Annotated in this window: 32 protein-coding genes; 9 read left to right on the plus strand and 23 right to left on the minus strand. The window is 38.0% G+C overall.

Annotation, left to right across the window (positions count from 1 at the left end):
* Positions 1-18: 18 nt before the first annotated feature.
* The 5 genes from FRX54_RS04860 (at position 19) to FRX54_RS06345 (ending at position 3,802) form a co-directional block, all read left to right on the plus strand.
* The gene (locus FRX54_RS04860) at positions 19-861 is read left to right on the plus strand and encodes a DUF368 domain-containing protein (protein ID WP_146461686.1); all 843 of its coding nucleotides are present in this window, start codon (positions 19-21) and stop codon (positions 859-861) included.
* Positions 858-1,340: an aminoacyl-tRNA deacylase gene (locus FRX54_RS04865; RefSeq protein ID WP_146461625.1), complete on the plus strand. Its 483-nt coding sequence runs from the start codon at positions 858-860 to the stop codon at positions 1,338-1,340. Before FRX54_RS04860 ends, FRX54_RS04865 begins: the two co-directional genes overlap by 4 nt.
* Before the next feature lie 25 nt (positions 1,341-1,365).
* A complete protein-coding gene (locus FRX54_RS04870; protein ID WP_146461627.1) occupies positions 1,366-2,013 on the plus strand; it encodes a histidine phosphatase family protein in 648 nt (215 codons plus the stop codon).
* A gap of 136 nt (positions 2,014-2,149) precedes the next feature.
* Entirely contained in the window at positions 2,150-3,637 is a 1,488-nt protein-coding gene (lysS, locus tag FRX54_RS04875; protein WP_146461629.1) for a lysine--tRNA ligase, read from the plus strand.
* A gap of 9 nt (positions 3,638-3,646) precedes the next feature.
* On the plus strand, positions 3,647-3,802 hold the full coding sequence (locus tag FRX54_RS06345) for a hypothetical protein (protein WP_186652501.1): 156 nt from the start codon (positions 3,647-3,649) through the stop codon (positions 3,800-3,802).
* 16 nt (positions 3,803-3,818) lie between these two features.
* Here FRX54_RS06345 and FRX54_RS04880 read toward each other — a convergent pair whose 3' ends face one another.
* Positions 3,819-4,037, minus strand: coding sequence for a YdbC family protein (locus tag FRX54_RS04880; protein WP_146461632.1), 219 nt, complete (start codon positions 4,035-4,037; stop codon positions 3,819-3,821).
* A gap of 130 nt (positions 4,038-4,167) precedes the next feature.
* Here FRX54_RS04880 and FRX54_RS04885 point away from each other — a divergent pair, with 130 nt between their 5' ends.
* The gene (locus FRX54_RS04885) at positions 4,168-4,455 is read left to right on the plus strand and encodes a DUF3270 family protein (RefSeq protein ID WP_146461634.1); all 288 of its coding nucleotides are present in this window, start codon (positions 4,168-4,170) and stop codon (positions 4,453-4,455) included.
* 18 nt (positions 4,456-4,473) lie between these two features.
* Here the strand turns inward: FRX54_RS04885 and FRX54_RS04890 are convergent, their stop codons facing one another.
* The 8 genes from FRX54_RS04890 to FRX54_RS04925 form a co-directional block, all read right to left on the minus strand.
* Positions 4,474-4,815 carry a YtxH domain-containing protein gene (locus FRX54_RS04890; RefSeq protein WP_146461636.1) on the minus strand — a complete coding sequence of 114 codons (342 nt, stop codon included), beginning with the start codon at positions 4,813-4,815 and terminating at the stop codon, positions 4,474-4,476.
* A gap of 26 nt (positions 4,816-4,841) precedes the next feature.
* Entirely contained in the window at positions 4,842-5,246 is a 405-nt protein-coding gene (locus FRX54_RS04895) for a DUF948 domain-containing protein (RefSeq protein ID WP_146461638.1), read from the minus strand.
* Positions 5,247-5,258: 12 nt separating this feature from the next.
* On the minus strand, positions 5,259-6,032 hold the full coding sequence (gene lgt / locus FRX54_RS04900; RefSeq protein WP_146461640.1) for a prolipoprotein diacylglyceryl transferase: 774 nt from the start codon (positions 6,030-6,032) through the stop codon (positions 5,259-5,261).
* Entirely contained in the window at positions 6,025-6,960 is a 936-nt protein-coding gene (gene hprK, locus FRX54_RS04905) for an HPr(Ser) kinase/phosphatase (RefSeq protein WP_146461642.1), read from the minus strand. The genes lgt and hprK overlap by 8 nt, the downstream gene beginning before the upstream one ends.
* Positions 6,961-7,072: 112 nt before the next feature.
* Positions 7,073-7,324 (minus strand): PspC domain-containing protein, encoded by a 252-nt coding sequence (locus FRX54_RS04910; RefSeq protein ID WP_146461643.1) that lies wholly within the window; start codon positions 7,322-7,324, stop codon positions 7,073-7,075.
* A 69-nt stretch (positions 7,325-7,393) separates the two neighbouring features.
* Complete coding sequence (locus FRX54_RS04915; RefSeq protein WP_146461645.1) at positions 7,394-7,837, minus strand: SprT family protein; 444 nt, start codon at positions 7,835-7,837, stop codon at positions 7,394-7,396.
* On the minus strand, positions 7,824-9,950 hold the full coding sequence (locus tag FRX54_RS04920) for a Tex family protein (protein ID WP_146461648.1): 2,127 nt from the start codon (positions 9,948-9,950) through the stop codon (positions 7,824-7,826). The genes FRX54_RS04915 and FRX54_RS04920 overlap by 14 nt, the downstream gene beginning before the upstream one ends.
* 78 nt (positions 9,951-10,028) lie before the next feature.
* Positions 10,029-10,268 carry a hypothetical protein gene (locus FRX54_RS04925; protein WP_146461649.1) on the minus strand — a complete coding sequence of 80 codons (240 nt, stop codon included), beginning with the start codon at positions 10,266-10,268 and terminating at the stop codon, positions 10,029-10,031.
* A gap of 102 nt (positions 10,269-10,370) precedes the next feature.
* On the opposite strand from FRX54_RS04925, the gene FRX54_RS04930 reads away from it, so the two are divergent.
* Positions 10,371-10,739 carry a glyoxalase gene (locus tag FRX54_RS04930; protein WP_398586857.1) on the plus strand — a complete coding sequence of 123 codons (369 nt, stop codon included), beginning with the start codon at positions 10,371-10,373 and terminating at the stop codon, positions 10,737-10,739.
* Between the two features lie 36 nt (positions 10,740-10,775).
* On the opposite strand, the gene FRX54_RS04935 is transcribed toward FRX54_RS04930, so the two are convergent.
* The 5 genes from FRX54_RS04935 to arcD form a co-directional block, all read right to left on the minus strand.
* Entirely contained in the window at positions 10,776-11,813 is a 1,038-nt protein-coding gene (locus tag FRX54_RS04935; protein ID WP_146461651.1) for a SepM family pheromone-processing serine protease, read from the minus strand.
* Entirely contained in the window at positions 11,791-12,291 is a 501-nt protein-coding gene (gene coaD / locus FRX54_RS04940; protein ID WP_146461653.1) for a pantetheine-phosphate adenylyltransferase, read from the minus strand. Before coaD ends, FRX54_RS04935 begins: the two co-directional genes overlap by 23 nt.
* Entirely contained in the window at positions 12,281-12,820 is a 540-nt protein-coding gene (gene rsmD / locus FRX54_RS04945; protein WP_261379637.1) for a 16S rRNA (guanine(966)-N(2))-methyltransferase RsmD, read from the minus strand. Before rsmD ends, coaD begins: the two co-directional genes overlap by 11 nt.
* Positions 12,821-12,881: 61 nt before the next feature.
* Positions 12,882-13,997: an aminotransferase gene (locus FRX54_RS04950; protein ID WP_146461657.1), complete on the minus strand. Its 1,116-nt coding sequence runs from the start codon at positions 13,995-13,997 to the stop codon at positions 12,882-12,884.
* Positions 13,998-14,054: 57 nt separating this feature from the next.
* A complete protein-coding gene (gene arcD, locus FRX54_RS04955) occupies positions 14,055-15,464 on the minus strand; it encodes an arginine-ornithine antiporter (protein WP_146461659.1) in 1,410 nt (469 codons plus the stop codon).
* A 220-nt stretch (positions 15,465-15,684) separates the two neighbouring features.
* Between arcD and FRX54_RS04960 the strand changes: the two genes are divergently transcribed.
* Positions 15,685-16,158, plus strand: a complete 474-nt coding sequence (locus tag FRX54_RS04960) for an arginine repressor (protein WP_146461661.1) — start codon at positions 15,685-15,687, stop codon at positions 16,156-16,158.
* 46 nt (positions 16,159-16,204) lie between these two features.
* Here FRX54_RS04960 and FRX54_RS04965 read toward each other — a convergent pair whose 3' ends face one another.
* The 9 genes from FRX54_RS04965 to FRX54_RS05000 all read right to left on the minus strand — a co-directional run bounded on the left by FRX54_RS04965 (position 16,205) and on the right by FRX54_RS05000 (position 21,871).
* Entirely contained in the window at positions 16,205-16,897 is a 693-nt protein-coding gene (locus FRX54_RS04965) for a 5'-methylthioadenosine/adenosylhomocysteine nucleosidase (RefSeq protein WP_146461663.1), read from the minus strand.
* Positions 16,898-16,907: 10 nt separating this feature from the next.
* The gene (locus FRX54_RS06350; protein ID WP_186652504.1) at positions 16,908-17,081 is read right to left on the minus strand and encodes a hypothetical protein; all 174 of its coding nucleotides are present in this window, start codon (positions 17,079-17,081) and stop codon (positions 16,908-16,910) included.
* Positions 17,074-17,640, minus strand: a complete 567-nt coding sequence (locus FRX54_RS04970) for an NUDIX hydrolase (RefSeq protein ID WP_146461665.1) — start codon at positions 17,638-17,640, stop codon at positions 17,074-17,076. Before FRX54_RS04970 ends, FRX54_RS06350 begins: the two co-directional genes overlap by 8 nt.
* A 9-nt stretch (positions 17,641-17,649) precedes the next feature.
* On the minus strand, positions 17,650-19,029 hold the full coding sequence (glmU, locus tag FRX54_RS04975; protein ID WP_146461666.1) for a bifunctional UDP-N-acetylglucosamine diphosphorylase/glucosamine-1-phosphate N-acetyltransferase GlmU: 1,380 nt from the start codon (positions 19,027-19,029) through the stop codon (positions 17,650-17,652).
* Positions 19,030-19,196: 167 nt separating this feature from the next.
* Positions 19,197-19,376, minus strand: coding sequence for a CsbD family protein (locus FRX54_RS04980; protein WP_146461668.1), 180 nt, complete (start codon positions 19,374-19,376; stop codon positions 19,197-19,199).
* A 66-nt stretch (positions 19,377-19,442) separates the two neighbouring features.
* Positions 19,443-19,988 carry a hypothetical protein gene (locus tag FRX54_RS04985; protein ID WP_146461670.1) on the minus strand — a complete coding sequence of 182 codons (546 nt, stop codon included), beginning with the start codon at positions 19,986-19,988 and terminating at the stop codon, positions 19,443-19,445.
* Complete coding sequence (locus tag FRX54_RS04990; protein WP_146461672.1) at positions 19,989-20,651, minus strand: hypothetical protein; 663 nt, start codon at positions 20,649-20,651, stop codon at positions 19,989-19,991.
* Positions 20,644-21,198 (minus strand): hypothetical protein, encoded by a 555-nt coding sequence (locus tag FRX54_RS04995; RefSeq protein ID WP_146461674.1) that lies wholly within the window; start codon positions 21,196-21,198, stop codon positions 20,644-20,646. Before FRX54_RS04995 ends, FRX54_RS04990 begins: the two co-directional genes overlap by 8 nt.
* Complete coding sequence (locus FRX54_RS05000; RefSeq protein WP_146461676.1) at positions 21,191-21,871, minus strand: hypothetical protein; 681 nt, start codon at positions 21,869-21,871, stop codon at positions 21,191-21,193. Before FRX54_RS05000 ends, FRX54_RS04995 begins: the two co-directional genes overlap by 8 nt.
* Positions 21,872-21,898: 27 nt before the next feature.
* Here FRX54_RS05000 and FRX54_RS05005 point away from each other — a divergent pair.
* The coding region (locus FRX54_RS05005) for a hypothetical protein (RefSeq protein WP_222430372.1) at positions 21,899-22,284 on the plus strand (386 nt) is incomplete at its 3' end.

Genomic DNA, 22,284 nt, shown 5'->3' on the forward strand with positions numbered 1-22,284 from the left:
TTTATTTTGGAGGTTACTATGCTATCTTGGTTGACAAGACTCATTAAGGGAATTATTATTGCCCTTGGCTTTATTTTACCTGGTGTTTCAGGTGGGGTTTTGGCCTCAATTTTAGGGCTTTATGAAAAGATTATTTCTTTTCTTGCTCATATCTCTAAAGATTTTGTCAATAATCTCCTCTTTTTCCTACCTGTTGGAATTGGGGGGATTCTTGGAATCGCACTCTTTTCAGCACCGCTAGAGTATCTTCTAAGTCATTATCAAGTTCCTGTTCTTTGGGCCTTTACTGGAGCAATTATTGGTACTCTACCTAGTCTTTGGCAAGAAGCCAGCTCAAAAAGCCCGCGCCAGCAAACAGATTGGCTAATTCTACTGGTCACCTTTGTCCTATCTGGTTTCTTACTCTATAATCTAAATAATCTTATCGGTACTCTGCCTGCTAACTTTTTGAGCTTTATCTTGGCTGGTAGCTTGATTGCCCTTGGTATTTTAGTACCTGGCCTTAGCCCGTCTAACTTACTACTCATTCTTGGTTTATATAGCCCAATGCTTAATGGCTTCAAACGTTTGGATTTGACAGGCGTCTTTCTTCCTATTGCTATCGGTGGTGGTTTAGCCGTATTACTATTTTCCAAAGCCATGGATTATGCCTTAGCCAACTATCATTCCAAAGTGTATCATTTCATCATCGGTCTTGTTCTCTCTAGCACCCTTTTGATTATCATTCCAGTGCCAAATAGTAAAGAAGCCATTTCTTACATTGGTATCAACTGGTTCACAATCTTGCTCTCACTGCTTCTATTTCTAGCAGGGGTAGGACTTGGAGCTTGGATGAGTAAATTAGAAGCAAAGTACAAATGAGTAAAAAATACAAATTAAAGAAAACCCTTGTTGAGCAAATTTTAGACAAGCAAAAAATCAGCTACCAAAGTCTAGCACTTAATGCCCTAACCGAGCAAGTACCAACAGAAATTCAAAAAGAACGGATTTTCAAAACCTTAGCTCTAACAGGTGACAAGACAGGAAGCTTGATTGCTCTTGTGTCGCTAACGACTCAGGTATCCGAGAAGAAATTAGCTAAATTATCCCAAAATAAAAAGGTTCAGATGATTCCACAGAAGGACTTGGAAAAGACAACAGGTTACATTCACGGTGCTAACAACCCCATTGGCATTCGTCAACGACACCTTTTCCCAATTTTTATTGATCAAACGGCTCTAAATTTAGGGCAAATCATTGTATCTGCTGGTGAACTTGGTCGTTCTATCCAAATCGATAGTCAAGATTTAGCTGACTTTGTTCAAGCAGCATTTGCAGACTTAATACACGACATTAACTAATATCAAGAAATAGGAGATTTCCCACATGAAGATATACTTTGTTCGTCACGGTCAAACTATTTGGAACCGTCAAGGTATTTTTCAAGGAGCTAGCCTCAATCCTAGCCTACTAGAAGATGGTAAAGAAGATATTATCGCTCTTGGTCAACACCTAAGAACCATTGATTTTGATGCTATTTTTTCTAGTGATTTGACTCGAGCCCTTGAAACTGCCCAACTTATTAACCAAGAAAACCATCAACCAAAATCGATTGAAATTAGTCCCCAATTACGTGAATGGGGGTTGGGAAACCTGGAAGGTAAAAAAATTAGTCTAATGCAGGCGATTTATCCTCGACAAATTTATGCCTTCACCCACAATCTTTCGTGTTTCAACAACGACATTTTCGATGCGGAAAGTGTCTATCAAGTCACTCAGCGTATCGCTAATTTTGTCACTCAACTTGATCCTAAAAAATATGACACCGTGCTAATTGTTGGTCATGGTGCCTCATTAGCTGCTGGTATTGGCCATCTACTTGGTTATAGCACAGCTCAACTTCGACGCCATGGAAGATTGGACAATGCTAGTCTGACCATCCTTGAAAGTCAAGATATGGTCAACTTCCAACTCCTAAGTTGGAATGACACCTCACATTTTCAAGTAAAGGAAGAATTGGCCTTAACCAACTAATCTCCTCTAAAGAGGAGATTTTTTACTAGAGTTAAATGAATACTAGCCTCTACAACATATAAACTTAGCTATCCTACTGTGAAATTTTGCTCAATTTATGATAGAATAAAAGAGAAAGAAACTTTTGGAGGAAGACATGTCCACAGAACATATTGAAGAACTAAACGACCAACAATTAGTCCGCCGTGACAAAATGAATGAACTAAGCCAACAAGGTATCGACCCTTTTGGTAAACGATTTGAACGTACTGCTGATTCAGCTAGCTTAAAAGCACAATATGCTGATAAAAGTAAAGAAGACCTACTAGAACTTAATCAAACGGCAATCATCGCTGGACGCCTGATGACCAAGCGAGGCAAGGGAAAAGCTGGCTTTGCCCATATCCAAGACCGTGAGGGGCAATTACAAATCTATGTTCGTAAAGATATGGTTGGAGAAGAAAATTATGATATTTTCAAAAAAGCTGACCTTGGTGATTTCCTTGGTGTTGAAGGACAAATCATGCGTACTGACATGGGGGAACTCTCTATCAAGGCAACCAAACTAACACATTTGTCTAAGGCGCTTCGTCCCCTACCTGAGAAATTCCACGGCCTGACTGACATCGAAACCATCTATCGTAAACGTTATTTGGATTTAATCTCTAATCGTGAGAGTTTTGATCGTTTTACCACACGTAGCCGTGTGATTTCAGAAATCCGTCGTTACCTTGATGGTCTTGGTTATCTAGAAGTTGAAACTCCTGTTCTTCACAATGAAGCTGGTGGAGCTGCTGCAAGGCCATTTAATACCCATCACAATGCACTAAGCATGGATATGGTGCTGCGCATTGCCCTTGAACTTCATCTCAAGCGCTTGATTGTCGGTGGTATGGAAAAAGTTTATGAAATCGGTCGTGTCTTTCGTAACGAAGGGGTTGACCAAACCCATAATCCAGAATTTACTATGCTAGAACTTTACACAGCCTATCATGACTACACAGACGTGATGGACTTGACTGAGGGAATTATCCAACACGTTGCTCAAAAGGTCAAGGGAGATGGCCCAATCAAGTATCAAGATACTGAACTAAATATCCATCAAGCCTTCAAACGTGTTCACATGGTTGATGCCATTAAAGAACAAACTGGCGTTGACTTCTGGCAAGAAATGAGTTTAGAAGACGCCACTGCTCTTGCCAAAGAACACAAGGTGGCTGTTGAGAAACACTTTACCGTCGGCCACATCATCAATGCCTTCTTTGAAGAATTTGTAGAAAAAACCTTAATTCAACCAACCTTTATCTATGGACATCCCGTTGAAATTTCACCACTGGCTAAGATGAATGATCAAGATAAACGCTTTACCGATCGTTTTGAACTCTTTATCATGACTAAAGAATATGGAAATGCCTTCACAGAACTTAATGATCCTTTAGATCAATTAGAACGCTTTAAAGCACAAGCTAAAGCTAAAGAATTGGGGGATGATGAGGCAACTGGTATTGACTATGACTATGTCGAAGCCCTTGAATACGGTATGCCACCAACAGGTGGTTTAGGAATCGGTATCGACCGCCTATGTATGCTACTCACTGATACCACATCAATTCGTGATGTTCTCTTATTCCCAACCATGAAATAATCATTGCCTATGAAAACTAATCGAACAATAACCAATTTATCTGCCCTCATTTTCATCATTTATGGCTTGCTATCACAATCAAAAAATAAAATGATGTTTATCTATTTAGGCATTACCTTTCTCATGATTAGCTTGGCTGATTGGTTAAGAAAACGAAAAAAATAGTCTAGAAAATCCTAGACTATTTTTTTGAACGAAAGGCTTCTAATAAGGTATTAAATTCCTCATTTGTCAGAGTAATTCCTTTTCCCATCTTAGTATGATCTGCATTCCAAGAACGAATGTCATACTTTGGCTCAGCACCATTAAAGCTGACGCGATTCAGCTCCTTGCTCCAGCCCTTATCATTGGTTGACAAAACCAATAATTCTTCAACAATTTCAAATTTGAACTCTGCCATGTAAACCTCCTTTACCATTTATTCGTAACCTATTATAACAAAAATTCATGATAAGCAAATTTTTTTTGATTTAATATGACAAATTTTCGATACTATGGTATAATGAAAGAGATTAACAAAGGAGATTAGAATGCCAGCGAACTTGAAACGGCAGAGAATTGAAGAATTTGAAGAAGACTTACAAATTTCTTACTCGCCAAAATACAAAGAATTTCAAGAATTAAATAGCAACAGCGCTAAATTTCGTGAGCTGGTCTTTTTTGCACGCGTTACAATCTTTTCTATTTTATCTGTGTTATCTTGCTTTGTTCTACTCTCACTTGAAATTGGAGTTGGTTGGGCCTTTCTACTAGCTATCTTAATTAGTACCGCCTTAACTTCTACCCTATCTTATTTTATTTTTTCAATGAAACATTAAAAGTAGCGAAATCTTTCGCTACTTTTTTTTGTTAATCACATCATCATAGTCAAGGACAATATCATCAATATAGGCACTTACTTCTGGCAACTTTTCTGCTTGCCCCGTCAATTCAGCGTCTTTATCTAAGGTTGTTTGCAAATCCTCTTGATAAGATTGAACTTTTTTGATCATCTGTTGACGATAATAATCAATTTTTTCTTTAACCAATTCATGATAGGCTTCTGGATTTTCTTGATAAGCTACAATGAAATCCTTGGCTTTACTTTGTAAGATCTTGCCTTCCTTACTCGTTAAAAGATAAGCCGCAGTAGCACCACTTAGACTGCCAAATAATACTGTTCTAAAAAATTTACTCATAGCTCTTATCTCCTATTCTATAACCACTAGGCTTTTTTATCTTTTTTACGCAATAATTTACTTGCCATACGCGTTGCCCCACTCGCCATACCAGCTTTGACTAAATTATACGTTGAACTATTAGCTTTTTGACTGAATTGACGTGCCTGCATGTTTAAATCTGACACGCTGACAGATAAATCAGCCACAGCTTCAAACAAGGGATCAATGGTAGCGACCTTGCTATTAACATCTTCAACCAAGACATTAGCCTTGGCCATTAAACCATTGGTTAAATTCAACGTCACGTCCAAATCAGACGTTAAAACGTTGATAGTTTTAGTCACTTCTTCGACGGTTTGGGACACTTTTTTCAATAAGATAATCAAATAAACCACCAAAGCTACTACTGCCAAGGCAATAATCAATAATGCAATTCCACCTAAATTCATTTGTTACTCCTTTTAATAATCTTCAATTTCCAATCTTAAGCGACGATAAATCAACAAGGTCAAACCAAGTAAGACCAACACTAGTGATAAAAGCTGAGAAACACGAAAACCTAGCCACATCAAACTATCTGTTCGCATCCCCTCAATCACAAAACGCCCCAAACCATACCAAATCAGATAGAAAAAGGTTGGTTCTCCTCTTTTCAAAAATCCTTTTTGACGACGCCCAATCATAATCAAGATAAAACCCAAAAGATTCCATAGAGACTCGTACAAGAAAGTTGGTAGGCGATAACTTCCATCAATATACATCTGTTGACGAATAAAGTCTGGTAGGCCTGTTAGCTTCTCAACGGCCTTACCATAAGCTTCTTGGTTAAAAAAATTTCCCCAACGACCAAGACTCTGTGCTAAAAGTACTCCAGGAGCTGCAATATCTAAAAAATCAAAAAAATTGATAAAACGCTGACGAGTAAAAACATAGACACATAAAAGTCCCGTCAAAAGTCCACCGTAGATGGCAATGCCACCATTCCAAATGGCAGGAATTTCACTTAAATGTTGGCGGTAATAATCCCACTGAAAAGCAACATAATAAAGTCTAGCCCCTATAATAGATACAGGAAAAGCAAACAAAATAAAATCTAAAACATCATCTGGCTTAATCTGCTTATAGGGAACTTCTTTCATCGCTAAATGAACGGCCAAAACTAAGCCAACAACAATACAAACAGCATACCAACGTATTGCAAACGGTCCCCATTCAAATATAATCGGACTAATCATGACTCGCTCCATTTTGGCTAATCAATTGAGTTAGGCGATTTTCAAAGGTTTCTGTGGCATCATACCCCATCTGTTTGGCTCTATAATTCATAGCTGCTGCCTCGATAACAATGGAAATATTACGACCTGTCTTAACTGGAATACGAATAAATGGGATTTTTACCCCTGACAGTTCAATTTCTTCTTTTTTATTACCTAAGCGATCAAAAACCTTATTTGGTTCAAAGGTTTCAAGATAAACAGCCAGTTGCACTTGGGAAGAATTTCGAACGGCACTAGCACCATAGAGACTCATGACATCAATAATCCCGACCCCTCTAATCTCAAGCAAGTGACGCAAAATCTCTGCTGGTTCACCCCAAAGCGTATCTTCATCCTTGGCGTAAATGTCAACTCGGTCATCAGCTACTAGACGATGACCACGCTTAACCAATTCCAGACCTGTCTCACTCTTACCAATCCCACTATCGCCTTGAATCAAGACACCCATGCCATAGATATCCATGAGAACACCGTGAACACTGGTTCGTTCAGCCAAGCAAGAATTCAAATACCAAGACATTTCACCTGAAATGGTACTTGTTGGCAAGTGACTACGCAAAAGAGCTACACCTTCTTCCTTGGCTGCTTGTAGCATTTCTTTAGGAATCTCTAATTTACGAGAAACAACCATGGCTGGCGTCTGCTCTTGAAACATGTTTTGCAAAACCGCATAGCGATTGCCAGAAGTCATAGCATTCATATAAGACCATTCCTTCATGCCAATGAGCTGAATACGTTCTGGCGAATAATAATCAAAATAACCTGTCATTTCAAGCCCTGGTCTAGAAATATCCGATGTCATAATAGGCTTGCTGAGTTCTGCTTCAGAACCTGAAATAACTTCAAGCTTTAGCTTGTCAACTAACATCTGTACCGTAACTGTCATAAGTTCTCCTTTATATTACCTTTATTTTATCATATTTTAGACAAAAGAAAAAATGAAAGTCAATCAAGCTAGATCTAGCCGTCTGGACTTTCATTTTATGACTATGGATTGACTAATCATCCTCAACTGGTTTAGCCTCTTTACGCTGGCGAGGCCCTTGCCAGTACACTTTTCCCTTTTCTTCCTTGTAAGGAAGAATGATTGCTAAAAGAAGATAAATCAACCAACCAAAACCAGTAAAGTAGAAAAATAGACCAAGTAAGATGCGTGCGTAGGTCAAGTCCCAGCCAAATTTATCAGCTAGGCCTGCCACTACTCCTGCCACAAGCTTACCTTGTTTTAATCGATAAAATTCAGATGTCATCTTAAATCCTCCTGCTATGGATTTTTCATCTTTTGGATAATTCTATTATAGGCTAATCCAGTTGAAAAATCATCCGTCATAAGACCTATTTTCTAAAACTAATCTGCCGTGACAAGAGCCACAACGGTAACGCTCTAAGTTGAAGCGTCGCCTACGATGATAAGTCTGCCCACAAACATCACAACAATAGGAAAACAATAATTTTGGTGTCAGTCTTGGCGTATAACGTAAACCATCGACAGATCGTAACAATTGTTTAAAATCATCATCTTGATGACGGTAACCCTTACCTTGAAAATAGAGATGGTAATGACAAAGCTCGTGGCGAACAATCTGACGAAAAATACTTAACTCATAGGCTTCATAAATTTTAGGGTTAAAATCTAAGTGACCATCTGTTAAGAAAAAACGACCACCGGTTGTTCTTAGACGAGGATTCCACTTTGCTTCGTGCTTAAAAGGCAAACCAAAATCCTCCTCAGATACTCGATTCACATAATCAGTTAGGTTCATCTAAAGCTACCAAACTTAAATTGAGTTTTTCACGCTTATCATCAATGCTCTTAATCCAAACCGTCACGATGTCACCTACCGAAACTACTTGGCTTGGATGTTTAATAAAGGACTGACTCATATCAGAAATATGAATTAAACCATCATCATGTAAACCAATATCAACGAAGGCTCCAAAATCCACGATATTACGAACAGTTCCTTCTAGTCTTTGCCCAATTTTTAAATCTTTCAATTCCAAAATATCTTGACGTAAGACAGGGCTGGCAAAATCATCTCGCAAATCGCGTCCTGGTTTTAACAGATCAGCAATAATATCTTGTAAGGTTAAAACACCTACATTCAATTTTTCTGCTGTAACATCAATGTCTAATTGAGCTAATTTAGTTTTTGCCAACTCATCCAATTGTTCAATTCCCAAATAATCAAGCAGTTTTGTTACCGTAGCATAAGATTCTGGATGAACACCTGTGTTATCCAACAAATTGTCACCATTAGGGATACGCAAAAAGCCTGCCGCCTGTTCAAAAGCCTTGGCACCCAAGCGAGGGACTTTTTTAATGTCATGACGGTTACGTAAACGACCATGTTCTTCACGGTATTTCACAATATTGTCAGAAATGGTTTTATTCAAACCTGCTACATGAGCAAGTAGGGCTGAACTGGCGGTATTAACATTGACACCAACCTGATTGACCACGGTTTCAACGACAAAGTCTAATTGTTCAGATAATTTCTTTTGTCCCACATCATGTTGATATTGCCCCACACCAATTGATTTAGGATCAATCTTAACCAATTCTGCTAGTGGATCTTGTAAGCGACGAGCAATAGAAATGGCTGATCGTTTTTCGACGGTCAAGTCTGGAAACTCTGCTCTAGCTAACTCACTAGCAGAATAAACGGATGCTCCACTTTCATTGACAATAACATAAGACGTGTTAAGGTGTTTTTGTAAGACTTGGGCTACAAAAGCCTCACTTTCTCGGCTCGCTGTCCCATTACCAATAGCAATAATATCCACTTGATAAGTCTCAATCAGCTGAGATAAACGTTCCTTAGCTTGTTCAATTTTACTAGCTGCAGCTGGTTGAACAGGGTAGATAACCTCTGTTGCTAAAAGCTTTCCTGTTTGATCAACAACAGCTAATTTAGCACCTGTTCTAAAGGCTGGATCAAAGCCAAGCACAATCTTATCCTTAAGAGGAGAGACTAGAAGTAATTGGCGTAAATTGGTTGAAAACAGACTAATGGCCCCATCTTCAGCTTTCTCTGTCAACTCCGAACGAATCCGTCTTTCCATAGCTGGAATAATCTTACTTTTAGCAGCCTTAACTACAGCTTCTTCAATATAACGATTTAAAACCTTGAAACGAGATTGGTAAAAACGATAAATTTTCTCTAAATGGTGCTCAAATTTAACCGTTAAAACACCTAATTTCTCACCACGATTGATGGCTAAGACACGGTATCCCTTTAGCTCTGCCAACTTTTCACTAAAGTCATAGTAGATATGAAAGGTTTGTTTGTCATCTAGGCTCTCATCTTTCAAACTAGTTTTGAGAAAACTATAAGTCCAGATTTCATTATAGGTCCAAGAACGCAAACGACTATCTTCTGCCAAAGCTTCAATCAAGATGTGAACTGCCCCCTCAAGAGCAGTTTCTACTGTTGGTACTTGCTCACTAACAAAGTCTTTAGCTTTGGTCATGAGTGCTTTATCATTTAGCAAAATCAAGCGTGTCAAGTCTGCCAAGCCCTGCTCTCTAGCTATGGTTGCCTTGGTTCGACGTTTTTCCTTATAAGGTAAATAAAGCTCTTCCACATCTGCCAGTTTTTCAGCCTCTTCAATGGCTTGTTGCAAGGCAGGAGTTAATTTTCCCTGCTCTGCAATCTTGGCCAAGACGCTAGCCTTACGTTCTGATAAATTGGTTAAACTCTTATCCAAATCAAGAATGGCCTTAATCTGAACTTCATCCAAATTACCAGTGGCTTCTTTTCGATAACGAGCAATAAAAGGAATAGTATTTCCCTCACTTGCTAAACTCAAAACCTGACTAATCTGACTTTCTTTAATAGCCAGTTGCTCTGCAATTTTCATTATATTTTCCATGAAAATATTATATAATTTATCCTCAAATCATTCAATCTAAAACAAAAAAAGCAAGTCATCATTGACTTACTTATTTTCTTATCTTTTATTTAAAACACGAACAGTCATGGCAATCATTGGAAATAAAAGAAAAGCTGTTAATATATCCCATAAATCCGATCCTAGATTTTCCAAAGATGGTGGTAATAAAATTGGAATAAGGTAAGTCACTGCCAAAAGAAGCAAAGTGATTACGAGACATATCAGTAACTCTTTCCATGAACTCTTTCCTGAAAATACCAAGGATTTTTTCCAATAGTTTTTATAAATATTAATCATATAAATACCTCCGTCCTCTTTCATTATAACAAAGAACAAATGATTATGTGAAAAACAACTTTATATATGTTAAAATAAACTATCATAATAAAGGAGTGATTGATTGTGAAAAACACATTTGGTTTGATGCTTTACAGTAAGGACGTTCTAGCTGAAAAAACATTTTGGCAAGCACTTGGTTTTGTGATTATAGAAAAGGAGGACATCATGGGCTATCCAACCTTTGATATGAAAATTGATAGCCACTCTCCTGTCACTTTTACCGTTTTTGACTTATCTTTTATTGAAAAAATGTCACCAGAGGTAGCTAATAATCAGCCAAGTATTTTATTTGAAAGCAGTGATTTGGTTGGGCTACATGCTCGGGTCAAAGAAGTTTCTGCCCAAGTCAGCCCGATTCAGGAGCAACCTTTCAAAAATTTTAATTTCCAGGCACCTAGTGGGCATTATTACGCTGTTAAAGAAATCTAACTATCAAAAAAGTTGAGATAAGTTATCTCAACTTTTTTAATTGGTTTTCAAATAATCAATAGCTTCCTGAACCGTTTTAACAGGAACAATCTTCATCTTGGTTCCTAATTGTTGGGCTGTTTCTAAGGCTTCTTCATAATTGGTTTTCGTATCAGGATAGGTCTTTAAGACATTCTTGTCAACTGGATTGTTGGGAACGAAGAAAACATCTGCACCAATCGCATCGGCTGCCGCCACCTTGAAGGCTGCGCCACCAATATCGCCAACTGAACCATCTTGCTCAATTGTTCCCGTTCCAGCAATGACACGTCCTTGACGCAAATCATCATCAATCAACTGATCATAAATCGCCAGAGTAAACATCAAGCCAGCACTTGGTCCACCTACACCTTCTAGCTTGAATTGAACATCTACGTCAGCTGCAATTTCTGTATGATCTACTAAACCTATGCCAATACCGTTACGCCCATTAGAGAGTTTGATAATTTTACCTTGAGCTGACTTTTCTTTCCCATCAGAAGTATATTGGACAGAGACCTTATCACCTAAGTTAAGGCCACCAACATAGTCAATCAATTCACTAGAGCTTTTGAAGGTTTGATTATTAACTCCTGTCACCGTGTCAGCTAGGTTTAAAATGCCTTTAAATGTCGAATCACTAGCAACATCTAACACATAAACACCTAAAAAGTTTAGACTAACTGGTTGATTCGCCAAGGTTAGAGCTTGGTAAATAGCTCCATTTTGTGACGTTTCCATGTAGAACTGGTTGATCCGCATAAACTCTTCTTCACTGTAACCACCTGTTGTGCCTTCTTCTGACGCTATCTCACTAAAAGGAGTCGCTAGGGCATATAAAACACGGGCAAGCGTTGCTCGACTGACACTGACTGCTGTAAAATTGTAAGAGCCTTGTGCTTCATCATCCTTGTTATTTACTGTTAAAGCTGTTCGTACATCATAAGCACCGCCTGGCGTTTCGATATAATAAGGTAGCGGATAAAACAAGGTAAACAAGATAGATAAGACTAAACTAACTCCTAACCACCATCTAAATTTTTTGATGCGTTTCATAACTACTTTTCACTTTCTTTGAAACTGGGTCGGGAACATAAGGACTGATGTCTGTTTCAAAAGCAATCAGTTCACGCACCCGACTAGAACTCACATACTGGTATTGAAAATCAGTCAAGAAAAAGACAGTTTCCAACTCTTGAGCCAATTGCTTATTAAAATAAGTCAAGCTCATTTCATAATCTAAATCAGCTTGATGACGTAAACCACGCACCAAGTGTGTCACCTGTAACTGTCGGGCAACATCAACTGCTAAACTGTTTTGAGCGACGATAACTTCAACATTAGACAAGTGTGCTAGACTCTCTCGTAAAAAGATTTGACGTTGGTTAATGTCAAAAAATCCTTTTTTTTCCTGATTATAAAAGAGTCCCACATAGAGTTTGTCAAACAATTGACTGGCTCGTTCAATAATGGAAAGGTGACCCTTGGTAATTGGATCAAAACTTCCTGTAAAAAGACCTATTTTAGCGGACATAAACCGTCACCTTACTAATTCCATAAATTTTTTGTTTCCAAATACCAAATTGACTAAATTCTTCTGGCAAAGCTACTGCCTTATCAGTTTCACAGACAATCATCACTTCTTCTGTTAAAAGCCCTTTTTCTTCCAATAACGTGACTTGTTTAACAATTTCTTCTTTAGCATAAGGAGGATCTAACAAGACCAGATCAAATTGACCTGTTAATTGACTTAAAGCTTGATTGGCATCCATTTTTAACAATTGAAAAGCAGCTTGTCGTTTAGTCATTTGAATATTCGCTTCTATAATTTGCTGAGCCTTGCGGTCTTTTTCAACCAGGACAGCTTTTGTCATCCCTCGTGAAATGGCTTCAATAGCCAAACCACCACTACCAGCAAACAAATCTAAAACCCTGCCCCCATCAAAATAAGGCCCAATCATATTAAACATGGCTCCTTTGACCTTGTCTGTGGTCGGTCGTGTTGTTTGACCAGACAAGGTTTTCAAGGGACGGCCACCAAATTCTCCTGCTACAACTCTCATAAATTTTATTATATCAAATTTTGGCTTAAAAGCTAAAGAAAAACCAAGTCCTTACTTGGTTTTAATCATACTGCCTTAAAAATTCAGATAAGGCTGCTAATCCTTTGATTAGAGTGTCTGTCGAAGTACAATAACCTAGCCTTGCATAGCCTGGCATGTCAAAACGGTTTTCTGGAACAAGCAAGACCCCTTTTTCTTTCAACAGACGAATGCAGAACTTTTCGGTTTCTTCTGGAATATCAAGTTTGATGAACGAGGTTGACACATGGCGTGGAAAAATCAATGACACCCGTTTTTCTTTGGCAACCCAATCTTTGACAATGGCTAAGTTTTTAGCCACCAAAGCACGATTACGTGATAAAATCGTTTCGCGATGTTTCAACACATGAACTGCCAAAAAATCATCAATGACACCGCTACAAATCATGGTATAGTCACGATATTTTCTAAAAATATCTGTTACTGCTTCATTGGCTACCACCCAGCCAATCCGAACTCCAGGAACAGAATAAGTTTTGGATAAACTGTTGGTAGAAATCCCCTTATCATAAAGATCAACGATAGCAGGCACGTCTAAATCTTTCTCTAAAGGTTGATACACTTCATCTGATAGGATATAGGCGCCCACTTCTTTAGCAATACTAACCAATTCTTCTAAGAAAGAGCGATCCATAACTGCCCCTGTTGGATTGTTGGCATTGTTGATACAAATCATCTTAGTCTTTGGACGGATTAACTGACGTAATTCAGCCAAAGATGGTAACCAATCTTGTTCCTCCCTAATGTGCCAAAAGGAGACGTCAGCTCCTAAAGATTTTGGAATATCATAAAGCTGTTGGTAGGTCGGGTAAAGGGAAATAACATGGTCTTCTGGCTCAATCAGGGCATAAAGAGCTAAGTGATTGGCACCTGTCGCTCCATTGGTCTGCAAGACTTGAGAAGGCTTGACCTGTTGGTACAAACTAGCCACTTCTTCCTTAAAAGCTTGCGATCCCTCAATCCAGCCATAATTCATGGTTTTTGCTGCTAGTTGCTCCAATAGGCATTCTTTTTGATTGCCAAGCGTTAAGATGTCATCTAGGGTCAAAGAAGCAATCGAACTACCCGCAATGTCATAGCGAGCATCATTCTCCCAAACATTTAGCCATTCTTCCACTCCAAAAGCTTGAATCTCCATAACTTATCCTTTCATTTTAAGCGAAAGAGCTTGACTTGAAAACCAAACTCTTTTTCATTAAATGACAATTTGTCCAGTCATCAAACGGACTAGGGCAAGAAGGGCACCTAAGACTAAAATAGCCACTAATAACCATTCACCTGTTGTGAAAATTTTCTTCTCACCTGCTGCCTGACGTGCTTTGATATAAAAGACAATACCAACTAGGTAAGCAATCAAACAAAGCAACACATAATCAAATCCTGCAACCCAGATTACCCAAATAAAGAAGGCAGAACCTAATAAGCCAAGGATTACCTGTGGCATATTTTTATGTTGGTAAGCTAGTTTAACTTGGTAAAGCACCACATAAAGCCAAGAAATAAACATTGAGGCCGTACAAAGCGTATAGGCAAATTGATAGGCTTGATCTGTAACCAACAACGTCAACATAAAAATTTGAATTAAAGCTGTCATAAAGACTAGCGAGAAGGTTGGCACCCCTTTGTCATTCAACTCTGCAAATTTAGCTGATAAAAGTTTACGTTGAGCCATAATCGCGGTTGTTTCAACAGGCAACATCATCCAAGATAACCACGACCCAAAGAGAGAAATGATTAACGCAATATTAACCATTACAGGAAACCAGTTGCCAACATCCTTAGTAAAGACATAGCCCAAGGCTGGACTTGGTAAGTTGGCAATTTGATCTTGAGTTAAAATACCGTAAGGCAAAATCGATGCTGATACATAAATAATTGCCAAGCTAATCAAGCCAAAAACTGTTGATTTTCCAACTACTGATTGATTTTTAGCCCGATCGGACATCATCGCTGCCCCCTCAATTCCGACAAAAACCCACATAATCGTCATCATTGAATTTTTAACTTGACTAGCCACACTACCTAATTCAAATTGACCTGACTGAGTTCCCCAGAAATTTGTCATAAAGGTATCCATATCAAAAAAGACAAAGGCCAAAATGATACACAGCGCTAAAGGAACAATCTTACAAACGGCAATAATCGTATTTAAGACAATGGCACTCTCAACCCCTCGATTAACCAAGTAGCATAAGAACCAGAGTAAACACGAACCAACCACAATAGATAAGAAGTTATCACCATTACCAAAAACTGGAAGTAATCGAGAGAGAGTTTTCATCATCATGATGACAACTGACACCGTTCCCAACCAAGCGGATAACCAATAGCCCCATCCACTGATAAAACCGTTAAACGGACCAAAACCTTCTTCAGCATAGCTGACAATACCAGCCAAATTTGGTTTTTTCTGACCGATATAAACAATAGATAAACAAAGGGTCAAAACCCCCACACCTGCTACTAGCCAACCAATCAATGCTCCTCCTGGTGCAGTTGCTGATGCCATATCTGTCGGAATGGCAAAAATTCCTGAACCAATGGAAGAAGAAATGACTAAGGCTGTCAGAGCAAAAACTCCTAATTTCTTAGAATCTTTCGACATAATCTTTCTCCTAAATTAACTTTTTTATAATCATACCAAATCATCTCGTTTTTTGCAATATTATTTTTATATTTTATCAAAAAATATGATTTTTTGATAAAATATAAGTTTTTGTTCACGTTTACATTTTCTTTGTATAGACTTTGTTTTCTGTTTACTTTATATTTTTTCTTTGCTATACTTAACATTAAGAAGATTTTAATTTAGAAAGGAAGTTCAAATGAATAAAAAAGATGCCCGCCACCAATTGATTCGATCCCTCATTTCTGAAACTAAAATTCATACACAACTAGAATTACAGCGTGCCTTAAAACGTAATGGCGTTGAGGTCACTCAAGCCACACTCTCACGAGATATGAAAGAACTCAATCTCGTCAAAGTTGCTTCAGAAAACTCACACTACGAAATTCATACTGTGTCTCCTGCTCACTGGGAACAACGCTTGCGTTTTTATATGGAAGACGCTCTAATCATGCTCAGACCTGTGCAACATCAGGTTATTCTAAAAACCTTACCAGGTTTGGCACCATCTTTTGGGTCAATTATTGATGCCTTACAATTTTCTGACGTTCTCGCTACCATTTGCGGCGATGATACTTGTTTGATTATTTGTGAAGATAATGACGCTGCCAAACGTTGCTTCAAAGAAATTAGCCAATACACCCCACCTTTCTTTTTCTTAGGTGATAAATAACCTAGTAAAAACCCTTTTCTATTTCAGAAAAGGGTTTTATGATGTCTTAGACTACTTGTTCTAAAAAACTGAGCAAGATTTTGGCAGATTGTTTACCAGCCATTACTATAAACTCATCAAAAGTCATGTTGGCATCATGAGCTGCCGTATCACTCATGGCTCTGACGACAATAAAGGGGAGGTTACAGCTCGCTGCTGCTTGAGCAATCGCTGCCCCTTCCATCTCAACAGCTAATGCATGAGGGAAGTGTTCTTTAATGGCATCAATTTTATCTTGACCAGCAACAAAGCTATCGCCTGTGGCAATCAAACCAAGATGACTAGTGGTTTGATGCTTGTCTAAGACCTGTTCAAAGGTCTTAACAAAAGACGGATCACAATCAAAATACAAGGGTTGCATAGACATTTGACCATAGGCATAGCCAAAAGCTGTCAAGTCCACGTCATGATAGACTAACTGAGTTGCCACAACTACATCTCCAATCGCCAATCCATAAGCGACCGCTCCAGCAGAGCCGGTATTGATAATGGCTTCGACCCCAAAATTCTCGGCTAAAATAGCAACACTCATGGCTGACATGACCTTACCTACACCACTTTGAACCAAGACCACCTCATGATTTCCTAGTCGTCCTTGATAGTAGGTATGACCCAAAACCTTGTGACTGGTCTTTTCATCTAGTGTATCAACCAAGAGATTCAATTCTTCCTGCATGGCTGCGATAATTCCTATTTTCATGTTTCTTTTCCTACCATTTCAAAATTGCATAAATTAAGAGCCCCAACAAAATCAAAACAATCATTAAAATCACATTGAGTTTTGATTGAAACCTGTTCCGTTGAAGTTGAGCCTGACGGCGACTTCTGACTGGTTGGGCTTGTTTGACAGTTGAAAAATCATCTGGAAAACTCGATTTAGTCATGTTGTTCACCTCTTTGAGATAGATGGAGTGCATAATATTGCAAGGCAATCAAGGTCTTGGCATCTTGTAGTTGCCCTGATTTAACCAATCCCATGCACTCTTCATAACTTAATTCCAATACTTCAATCACTTCATCATCATCTTTGGGACGGGGATTGGCGACCTTAGTCAAGTTATCAGCCAAGTAGAGTATGATTTTTTCATCACAAAAACCGATGGACGTGTAAAATTCATAAAGAAAGGTCAAATGACCAGTATAGGCTGTTTCTTCTTCCAATTCTCGGAGTGCGGCTTCTTTTTCTAAACCTATTTCACCAAGTTCTAACTTACCTGCAGGAATTTCATAAGAAATATTCTCAATCGCTTTTCGATACTGCTTGACTAGGATAATCTTGTCTTTGGGGGTAATGGCAAGAATGGCGACTGCCCCTTTATGAAAAACTAATTCTCTTTGGCTAGTACCTAGACCGTTAGGGAGTTTTACTTGGTCAACTGCGACATCAAAAATTTTACCTTGAAAAATGATTTTACGCTCAATGGTTTTTTCTTCAAAATTCATCTTGTTACCCTATTTTTGTTGGGGATGATGAGGAAACTTGGTCGCATAGCCTTCTTTGGTCACCTGACGACTACGTCCTAGGGCTAGGGCGTCTGCTGCCACATCATCTGTAATGACTGAACCTGCTGCCGTTAGGGCATAATCTCCTACTGACAAGGGAGCAATTAGCGTTGAGTGACTACCAATAAAAGCACCCTTGCCGACATGGGTGGCATATTTTCCTTGACCGTCATAGTTGACGGTAATAGTACCAGCACCAATATTGACATCAGAGCCAACGTCTGCATTGCCAAGGTAGGTCAGATGACCTGCCTTGCTATTTTCTCCAATTGATGAGGATTTAACTTCGACAAAATTACCGATATGCACCTTATTGGCCAAAACTGAGTCTGGTCGAATATGGGCGTAAGGGCCAATCGTCACATCAGAGCCAACTTGAGACTGTTCAATCATTGAACTTGTGATGACAGACCCTTGACCAATAACAGAATCAACTACCACAGTTCCGTTGGTCAAAATGGCCTCACTGGCAATCTTGGTCTGCCCTTTAAGGACAACATTAGCCTCAAGTGTCACATCCGCAGCAATCTCAACATCAATATCAATATAGGTCGCTTCTGGATTGATAAAGGTCACCCCATTTAGCATGTGGGTTTGATTGATACGCTGACGCATCACTTTCTCAGCAGTTGCTAGAGCTAGGCGGTCATTGACACCTAAACTTTCGTTAAAATCTCGTAACTTATAAGCACCTACTTTTTCACCAGCCTCTTTGAAAATACCAATAACATCTGTCAAATAGTACTCACCTTGGGCATTATCGGTATTGATGTTTTTCAAGGCTTCAAACAGGCGTTTGTTATCAAAAACATAAGTGCCTGTGTTGATTTCCTTGATTTGTTGCTCAAAATCAGAGGCGTCTTTTTGCTCAACAATCTTAACCACTTCGTCAATCTGATTACGGACAATACGACCATAACCAAACGGATTGTCTGCTTGAGCTGTGAGAATAGTGGCAACATTTTTATGACTAACATGAAAATCAATCAATGCCGTCAGGCTCTCTCCTGTGATTAGGGGGGTGTCACCAGCAATGACTAAGGTCTGTCCCTCCAAAGCTGCCAACTGTTCCTCAGCCATTAACACGGCATGACCTGTTCCCAACTGCTCGGTTTGAAGAACAAATTCGGTTTGCTCTCCTAAAACTTGTTGTACCAACTCTGCTTGATGACCAACAACCGTCACCATTTTTTCAGGGTTGATGGCTGATACACTACGAAACACATGCTCTAGCATGCTGATTCCTGCCACTTGATGTAATACCTTTGGTAAATCTGACTTCATGCGTGTGCCTTTTCCGGCTGCCAAAATGATTGCATAATTACTCATACTAACTAGTCTTCCATTCTTTCAAGATACTTCTTACATTATATCATATTTTCAGTCATCTTCTCATTTTTCCATGAGATTACAGCTGATTGACATAAAAATTCCTTAGCTAAGCTAAGGAATTAGGCTCTATATATCATCTTTTTTAGAGAGAGATTATTTTCGGTTTACAATTTTTCTTTAACAGACTCTACTGCACCATCAACAGCATCTTTTGCATCTTCTACTAGTTCTTTTCCTTTAGCAAGTGTTTTTTCTACAAAACCTTTTGCTTGAAGTTCTTTATCACCAGTTAATTTACCAGCTGCTTCTTTAACATTACCTTTTAATTCATCAAGTTTTGACATATTTATATCCTCCTTTTCATTATACTAACATTTTTATTATGGGAATGCAATTAAAAACATGATCTTCTAATCATTAAACCTCGCTTCATGTTTTTGATTAAATAACGTTTGAAGATTAATTAAAGGTTTGGGTTGAACTGCCAAAACTTGAGGAATCATTTCGGATAAAAGTTGATTGGCTTTATTTCGATATTCAGAGGATTTTAATTCAAATTCTTTAGTTTCAGAAGAATATCTGTAACCTGTAAATTGACCTTTCTTATCAAACCAAAATGTTTCAGTAAAATTTAAATTATTATCAAATGTATGTAGATTGTAATATAATGAAAAATCATCGCCTCCCCCACTTAAACTTATCTGATATTTCTTTGTAAAGATTTTATAAATATAGCCATTTCCATCTAAATCAAAAGAAAGGTCTTTTTGGTCAGGATCTTTAATATAGTGAACATAGTCCACCAAAATAGCTAATTCTGGATTCGTGCCTTTTTTCCTTGGTAGTTGTTGAACATAGTAACCGGCATAATGCGATAAGTTATAGGCGATATAAAGCTTAGATAAGCCATACAATAAACTTACAGTAACGATGAGAAGTAAAGTCTTTTTAATCATCTACGATGCTTTCCTTTTTCTAAATAAATACCTTTTCTGGCGTTTTGGAAATGCCATTCGATAACCATAAGCGACTAGACGTGATAGACATGCTAAAACAAAAGCCAATGACCAAATCTTTTGCGTCCTATTGCCAGACAAGGTCCAGTCATAAAAACTTTGTAAATTAAATAACGGTTCTTCCACTCTTTTTAATAACTGACTAACCGTTTGATTGACTGCTTCTTTGGCAAACTGACGATCTTCGTCAGTGATAGGTAATTCTCCTTTAGAGTACTCATATTTACGCACTAACCTATAATTTTTATCAAAAATATAATAAAATTCCTCTCCTGCTTGATTTTGAAAATCTAATTCATAAGTTGATAAACTATCTGTTGTTAAACTAAGACTATAGCTATTCTCTGTATTCGGTTTATAATAATAATCAATATAATACTTTCTTTCAGTAGAATAGTAATAATCACCGTCTGCTTCATTCCAATTTTCAATATGCCACCACAATTGATCTAATAAGACAAAAGGAACACCTGCTTTATCCGTCAAATTAGATTGTTGATAATAATAAACCCTGTTAGCTTCTAAATTCCACCATAAAAGTACGACTATGAATAGCGTCCTAAAAAATAAAGATAGGATTATTTTGAGAGATATTTTAATCATTAAACCTCGCTTCATGTTTTTGGTTAAATAACGTTTGAAGATTGATTAAAGGTTTAGGTTGAACTGCCAAAACTGGAGGAATCACTTCGGATAAAAGTTGACTAGCTTTATCTCGATATTCTACATCTTTTGATTGAAACGACTTTGCTTCAGAAGTATATTCATAATAAGTAAATCTTCCTTGCTTATCGAACCAAAAACGTTCAACTGAATTTAAATCATTATCATAATTAAAACGACGTAAAGTATAATAAGATATAATATCATCTTCTATACCATCGCTAAGACCCAGTTGAACATTTTCTTTAAGTAATTTATAAATAGATCCATTTCCATCTAAATCAAAAGAAAGGTCTTTTTGGTCAGGATCTTTAATATAGTGAACATAGTCCACCAAAATAGCTAATTCTGGATTCGTGCCTTTTTTCCTTGGTAGTTGTTGAACATAATAACCGGCATAATGCGATAGGTTATAGGCGATATAGAGCTTAGTTAGGCCATACAGTAAACTTATAGTAACGATGAGTAGTAAAGTCTTTTTAATCATCTACGATGCTTTCCTTTTTTCTAAATAAATACCTTTTCTGGCGTTTTGGAAATGCCATTCGATAACCATAAGCGACTAGACGTGATAGACATGCTAAAACAAAAGCCAATGACCAAATCTTTTGCGTCCTATTGCCAGACAAGGTCCAGTCATAAAAACTTTGTAAATTAAATAACGGCTCTTCCACCCTTTTTAATAACTGACTAACCGTTTGATTGACTGCTTCTTTGGCAAACTGACGATCTTCGTCAGTAACTGGAATATCAATTAAAGCGTTATTACTTTTTTTTACTAATTGATATTTCTCATTAAATTCATAATAAGTAGCATCTCCTCCATTACTCGCCGACTTTTCATATTTTAACTCATATGAAAATAATTGGTCTGGCATTAAAATAAATCGATACTCATTCTCTGTATCTGATTTATGATAATAGCTAATATAATTGAAGCTTTCAGTTGAATAAAAATAATCACCATCTGCTTCATTCCAATTTTCAATATGCCACCACAATTGATCTAATAAGACAAAAGGAGCACCTGCTTTATCCGTCAAATTAGATTGTTGATAATAATAAACTTTGTTAGCTTCTAAATTCCACCATAAAAATACGGCTATGAATAGCGTCCTAAAAAATAAAGATAGGATTATTTTGAAATATTTTTTAAGCATTATCGTCTTCTCCTTTTAACTTGTCGGTTGGGTTGTACTTTCGGACGTGATACCACCTTAGGACGTGATACCACCTTAGGACGTGATACTACCTTAGGACGTGATACCACCTTAGGACGTGATACTACCTTAGGACGCGATACTACCTTAGGACGTGATACTACCTTAGGACGCGATACTACCTTAGGACGTGATACTACCTTAGGACGCGATACTACCTTAGGACGTGATACTACCTTAGGACGCGATACCACCTTAGGACGTGATACTACCTTAGGACGTGATGCTACCTTAGGACGTGATACTACCTTAGGACGTGATACTACCTTAGGACGTGATACTACCTTAGGACGTGATACTACCTTAGGACGTGATACTACCTTAGGACGTGATACTACCTTAGGACGTGATAC

Origin of the sequence: Streptococcus sp. sy004 (genome assembly GCF_007859205.1) — a bacterium.
Classification (GTDB): domain Bacteria; phylum Bacillota; class Bacilli; order Lactobacillales; family Streptococcaceae; genus Streptococcus.